Consider the following 5054-nt stretch of genomic DNA (forward strand, 5'->3'; position numbering starts at 1 on the left):
AAGAAAGTGTCTTATTCTCAATGCCTAATATTCCATTTCCACTTGAGGCAAAACAAGTTATGTTCTGATGTTAAAAATGATAAATCAACCCAGATTTTATTTGTGCATTGTTACTGGTTTTGTTTTAGCTGCTACATATCTGATAAAGGCTTCTGTGATTCCTACTTTGATTATTTTCTTAGGGCTAATGATTTTAAAACAGATGAAGAGTTGGCATATTGAGACAAGCCCTAGTGCATAATCAAGTGGATAATTTGGAATTGGCTATCCATGGCAAAACTGGCTGATTGAAGACAGCACAGACTCTCTCGGATAGCTCTTTCGCAGAGAGCTTTCTTTCCGGCTCCATTACCTTTCTCTTGGCATGGATCCATCGAGGTTCAATCGGGTTGAGCCAAGGGCTTTTCTTGGGTAAAAGAACAGCCAAAAGTCTGGTTCCTTTTCCTGCTCGCTTGACTTCCTGATTATGCTGATGAAGCCATGTGCGAACCTTTTTACTCTTGTGCCAAGAAGCATGATCCCAGAACATGAGTAAGACACGAATACCTTGTCGCTCTGTCTTTGCCAAGGTCCATTTCAGAAAATCTATGGTCGGATCGCTTCTGGGATTGCCTTCTACGAAACGTATCCAAACTTCTTCTGTTTCTTGGAACCGAATATCTATACCATAACAGGCAAAAGCTTTCGGATCAGGGTCATCCTTATCTTGAGTTTGCTCAACAAGTCTCAAAGGTTGCTCATCTGTCCAGCTATGTAAATTAGGATGAGTAAGGCGCGACCACCAAACTTCGTCCTGAAAGCCGAATGCCCAGTCTTTTTTCTTTTTCGCTTCTGCAATTAGCCGTTTTTGACGTTTTTTTTATGAGCGTAATGTGGATCAGAACTGCGAAGCCAGCGTTTAGCTCGTTTCCAGTTCAGACCGAACTCTTTCAGGGTCGTGCGGATCGTCTCATCGCTCACTTTTCGGGTGCTAAGTTTTTCTTCATAGCTGACTTCTGCTAATAATGCCAACGTCCATAGGCTACTGTCTTTCTGGAATTCTCGTGGACTGCGCCGCAACAGGTCTTTTAGTTTTTCTGCGTTTTCTTGAGAAATTGCTTTCTCAGTCGTTTTCGGACCTCTTTTGCCTTGCTTGAGAACGTTGAGACCTTCTTCTTCAAATCGCTTGATTACCATGCGAACACTTTCATGGCTGTACCCTACTTTTGCAGCGATCTCATCCAAGGAGAAACCCTCAGAGCTGAAAAGCAATACCTGACTGCGCCGTAAGATAAAGCTATTGCCAGATTTCAACCCGGCTTTTATAGCAGCGCTTTCTGCCTCTGTAAAAGATCGTACATATCGTTTTGCTCTCATCCTACTTTTTTATCACATTTCCAAGAAAATCGCTTGATTATGCACTAGCAATTCCGATCGGATTTGTGTCTGCATTCTGGCCTGGTCAGGCTGTTCAAAGCATTGGTTCCATCTGGTTTGGCTGGTGGGGTGCCATCGCATCTGGATTGTTCCCGTTGATCTCAAACTCGTTATCCGGCTCTGCACCGCTTCCAGTATCGATTGCTTATCTTCCTGGAAACATCCTTCAAGGATTGGTTGCGGGTTGGGCATTCCGAAAGTTTAATGCACACCCAAGTTTGCCCACCGGTAAGGATTGGGGTGTGTTCATCCTTTGGGGTGCGATCGTTCCCAATGCGATTGGCGCAGCCTGGGGCACCACGATGCTGGTCTCCTTTGGTTTGATTACTCAAGCAGCTCAGTTTGTTTCCTTTCTGGGTTGGTTTATTGGAAACACCATTCCAACCATCATACTCGGTGGTCTGATCCTGAAGTACGTGTCACCGCTGGTTATTCGCAGCAAAGCATTCTGCAAAGGCTACTGGGCCTAAGTACACAACTTGATATCTGGATGGAGCGACCGTTCCATCCAGATATTCCCTCATCCTATGACAACTGAAGCTACCTTACCACCAACGACTGGCCAAATCGCAAAAGCACGAAAAACGTTGCTTGGCTATGTGCCAATGATTTCCCCCTTTTATGATTATCATCCAGCCACTCGGCTTGTATTGTTCATTTTCTTAGGGGTTATCCCGCTTTTTATTTTTATCCCTGAAATCAACATGTTACTTTTACTGGTAAACCTGGTCTTGTTGCGGTGGGGGAAAGTTGATACTAAGCAATTAAAAATATATATGCCGATTATCTTTACAGTGGCGATTTTTATGTTTACAGTGGTGATTTTGGCTCCCGGAAATGATCCCAGCAATACTCCATTGGAAGTGTTTGGAATAACAATCTATTACCAACCTTTCTTCTTCACGTTTGCTGCATACTGGCGCCTGATCGCGATGTTGTTTGGCACGATCCTTTACTTTTCTACAAATCGTGAGCGAGAATTGCTGGTTGGCTTGCGCGCGCTTCGATTACCATTTGTTGCCTCGTATGTTGTTGGACTTTCCATAAGAGCATCGGGTATGTTCATGGATGATTTCAGAACAATTCGTGAGGCAGAGCAGGCACGTGGTTTGGATACTAAAGCCATGAGATTTAGCGATCAGGTAAAACTTTATATGATGTACCTGATCCCCCTCTTTTCCATCGCGTTGCGGCGAGCCAATGAAATCAGCAATGCATTGTTTGCCCGCGGATACACGCTTACAGGCCGTACAAGCACTGGAAAACCGCGTGAAGACTATATCCGCTCAACGTATTCCTATTCCAGGCGAGATTACATTGCAATTACCATCATGGTAGCTATATTCGTCGCAACAGGTATTGCGCAGATATTCTTTGGTGTGTTTGCACTTGAAAATTCACCCCTGAACATTTACCTTCGCCAAGTATTGGGAATCCCCTTTTAGGGTATTGAGGAAATATGGAATCAGCGATTGTTTTTAAAGATTTAGAGTGGCGTTATGAGCACAGGAAAAGCTTTGCGCTCAAAGGTATCAACCTTGAAATAAAAAAGAATGATTTTGTTGGTATTGTTGGAGCCAACGAGCATGGCAAAACGACGCTAGTATCTGCAATTAGTGGATTGGTACCACATAGCTATAATGGTATTTATAAAGGGTCGGTAGAGGTCTTCGGGGAGAAAGTTTTTGACTCTGATGCATTACAGTTAGCTACAAATGTCGGGATTGTATTTTCTGACCCCGAAGCTCAATTTACAGCTATGACCGTTGAAGAAGAATTGGCTTTTGGATTAGAGAACATGGGCTTTGACCTCGACAAAATTAAAGAACGCATTGATTGGGCTGCAGAGATCACCTTGATCCCGGATTTGCTTGATAAGAGCCCTTACGACATTTCCGGTGGACAAAAACAGCGCGTGGCAATTGCCTGTGTGTTGGCGATGAACCCGCCCATTATCATTATGGATGAACCAACCTCCATGATCGATCCATTAGGAAAAAATCTTATCTTTGATATTCTACGCAGACTAAAAGAAGCGGGCGACCATACCCTTATTGTTGTAGAACATAATGTGGAACAGTTAGCGCCCTTGGCCGATAAAATGCTTTTGATGTATGATGGTTTAGTGGATAAGTATTTACCCACAAGAAAGTTTTTCTCTGACCCTGATTACCTGCAGGAACGTGGTGTGCTGTCGCCTGAAAGTTCTGAATTTGTTCAGTGGCTGATTGCTGAAAAGGCATTACCTGCCGCAACGAAACTGCCGCTGGATCTTGCTACCAGTATCGAAGCTACTCAAAAAGCCCTGAAGAAACGGTAACCGTGATGAAGAATCTAATAACTGTAAAAGAATTGGACTTTGTATATCCGGATGGTACCCCAGCCTTGTTTGATATAGATCTAGAGATTGGGGAGAAAGAGTTTATTGCCCTGATCGGTCAAAATGGGTCCGGAAAAACAACTTTTTCCAAGTGTTTAAATGGTTTATTCAAACCTACAAAAGGAAGCGTTATTGTTGATGACCTCGATACAAAGCAAAAGGGCATCATCAAACAATTGGTAACAAAAGTTGGATATGTCTTTCAAAACCCTGATCACCAATTATTTAACCGCAGCGTTTGGGCTGAAATTGCATATGGCCCGAAAAATATTGGTCTGTTAGAAGATGATATAGAAGAACGCGTACTCGAAGCTGCACAAGTCGCTGGTGTACATGAAGGTGTGTTTGATACACATCCTTACTTTCTCGATAAAGGCTTGCGACAACGTGTAGCAATTGCGTCTATCTTAGCCATGCGCCCCAAAACGATCATTGTTGACGAACCCACGACTGGTCAGGATGTGCGCCAATCGATTGAAGTAATGAAATTCCTCCAACGCCTACGGGAGGAAGAAGGGCATACAGTCATTATCATTACTCATGAGATGCGTATTGTTGCCGATTATGCAGAACGAACTGTTGTTTTGGGTCAAGGTCGTAAGTTACTGGATGGCCCAACACGGGAAATATTTGCTCAGCCAGATATTTTGAAACAGACTTTTGTGGAACCACCGCAAATCACTCAACTAGGACAGGCGTTAGTCGAAGATGGTCTACCCAATGATGTGCTGACTGTACAAGAAATGAAGATAGCATTCAAGAAATAAATATAATTTAAAATAAAAAATCGCCGTTGTTTTTGTCAACGGCGATTTTTTGTATCAGCATTTAAGAAATACTATTTCCTTTTTCTGTTCAAAACTTTGATCATATCGTCTGTGAACAATTTCCCCAAGTGTTTCATCTTTTGAGGTGCAGGGGAACTGAACAACCCAATATGACTGGTATTTAAACCGCTGGCATGGATCGTTTTCAAAACCTGGCATCCTGCTTCTACCGGATCAATTACGGGCATATCTACTCTGTTTTGAAGCGCATCAACGAAATTTGTCAACCCGGCACAGCCCAGCAACAGAACTTCTGCTCCGCGTTCTCTTAACCTGAGGCTGGTAGCCTCTAGCCTGTCCAGTGTTTTCTCCCGCGCTGTCTCGAAATCCAGCACACGCATATCCAGGGATTCAGTGCCCGCGTAACGTGCCTCCAAACCATAGGTGCGTACCATGCTGTCCATCAACTCAACGGCTCGACGCATCCCAGC

7 protein-coding genes are annotated in these 5054 nt (G+C 43.7%); 4 read left to right on the top strand and 3 right to left on the bottom strand.

Translation table 11 applies throughout. The features are described 5' to 3' along the window. Nucleotides 1–241 precede the first annotated feature (241 nt). Together AC3DOM_RS15505 and AC3DOM_RS15510 are read right to left on the bottom strand one after the other, a co-directional pair. Nucleotides 242–730 carry a transposase gene (locus AC3DOM_RS15505; protein ID WP_487919949.1) on the bottom strand — a complete coding sequence of 163 codons (489 nt, stop codon included), beginning with the start codon at nt 728–730 and terminating at the stop codon, nt 242–244. Between the two features lie 107 nt (nt 731–837). Beyond that, on the bottom strand, nt 838–1356 hold the full coding sequence (locus AC3DOM_RS15510) for a helix-turn-helix domain-containing protein (protein ID WP_487919950.1): 519 nt from the start codon (nt 1354–1356) through the stop codon (nt 838–840). Between AC3DOM_RS15510 and AC3DOM_RS15515 the strand changes: the two genes are divergently transcribed. Genes AC3DOM_RS15515 through AC3DOM_RS15530 form a run of 4 tightly spaced genes read left to right on the top strand, consistent with a single transcriptional unit; the run spans nt 1347 to nt 4563 of the window. Then, a complete protein-coding gene (locus AC3DOM_RS15515) occupies nt 1347–1886 on the top strand; it encodes an MASE1 domain-containing protein (protein ID WP_487919951.1) in 540 nt (179 codons plus the stop codon). The genes AC3DOM_RS15510 and AC3DOM_RS15515 overlap by 10 nt on opposite strands. 57 nt (nt 1887–1943) lie before the next feature. Further along, nucleotides 1944–2861, top strand: coding sequence for an energy-coupling factor transporter transmembrane component T family protein (locus tag AC3DOM_RS15520; RefSeq protein ID WP_487919952.1), 918 nt, complete (start codon nt 1944–1946; stop codon nt 2859–2861). A gap of 14 nt (nt 2862–2875) precedes the next feature. After that, nucleotides 2876–3736 carry an energy-coupling factor ABC transporter ATP-binding protein gene (locus AC3DOM_RS15525; protein ID WP_487919953.1) on the top strand — a complete coding sequence of 287 codons (861 nt, stop codon included), beginning with the start codon at nt 2876–2878 and terminating at the stop codon, nt 3734–3736. A gap of 5 nt (nt 3737–3741) precedes the next feature. Further along, nucleotides 3742–4563, top strand: a complete 822-nt coding sequence (locus AC3DOM_RS15530; protein WP_487919954.1) for an energy-coupling factor ABC transporter ATP-binding protein — start codon at nt 3742–3744, stop codon at nt 4561–4563. Between the two features lie 71 nt (nt 4564–4634). On the opposite strand, the gene AC3DOM_RS15535 is transcribed toward AC3DOM_RS15530, so the two are convergent. Next, a partial coding sequence (locus tag AC3DOM_RS15535) for an aspartate/glutamate racemase family protein (protein WP_487919955.1) occupies nt 4635–5054 on the bottom strand: 420 nt, incomplete at its 5' end.

The sequence above is a fragment of the Candidatus Desulfolinea nitratireducens genome, from assembly GCF_982879505.1.

What these genes read in the sequence shown, in the direction of transcription:
- AC3DOM_RS15510 (WP_487919950.1), bottom strand. Translation starts at nt 1,356, where the DNA reads ATGAGAGCAAAACGATATGTACGATCTTTTACAGAGGCAGAAAGCGCT.
- AC3DOM_RS15520 (WP_487919952.1), top strand. Translation starts at nt 1,944, where the DNA reads ATGACAACTGAAGCTACCTTACCACCAACGACTGGCCAAATCGCAAAA.
- AC3DOM_RS15525 (WP_487919953.1), top strand. Translation starts at nt 2,876, where the DNA reads ATGGAATCAGCGATTGTTTTTAAAGATTTAGAGTGGCGTTATGAGCAC.
- AC3DOM_RS15530 (WP_487919954.1), top strand. Translation starts at nt 3,742, where the DNA reads ATGAAGAATCTAATAACTGTAAAAGAATTGGACTTTGTATATCCGGAT.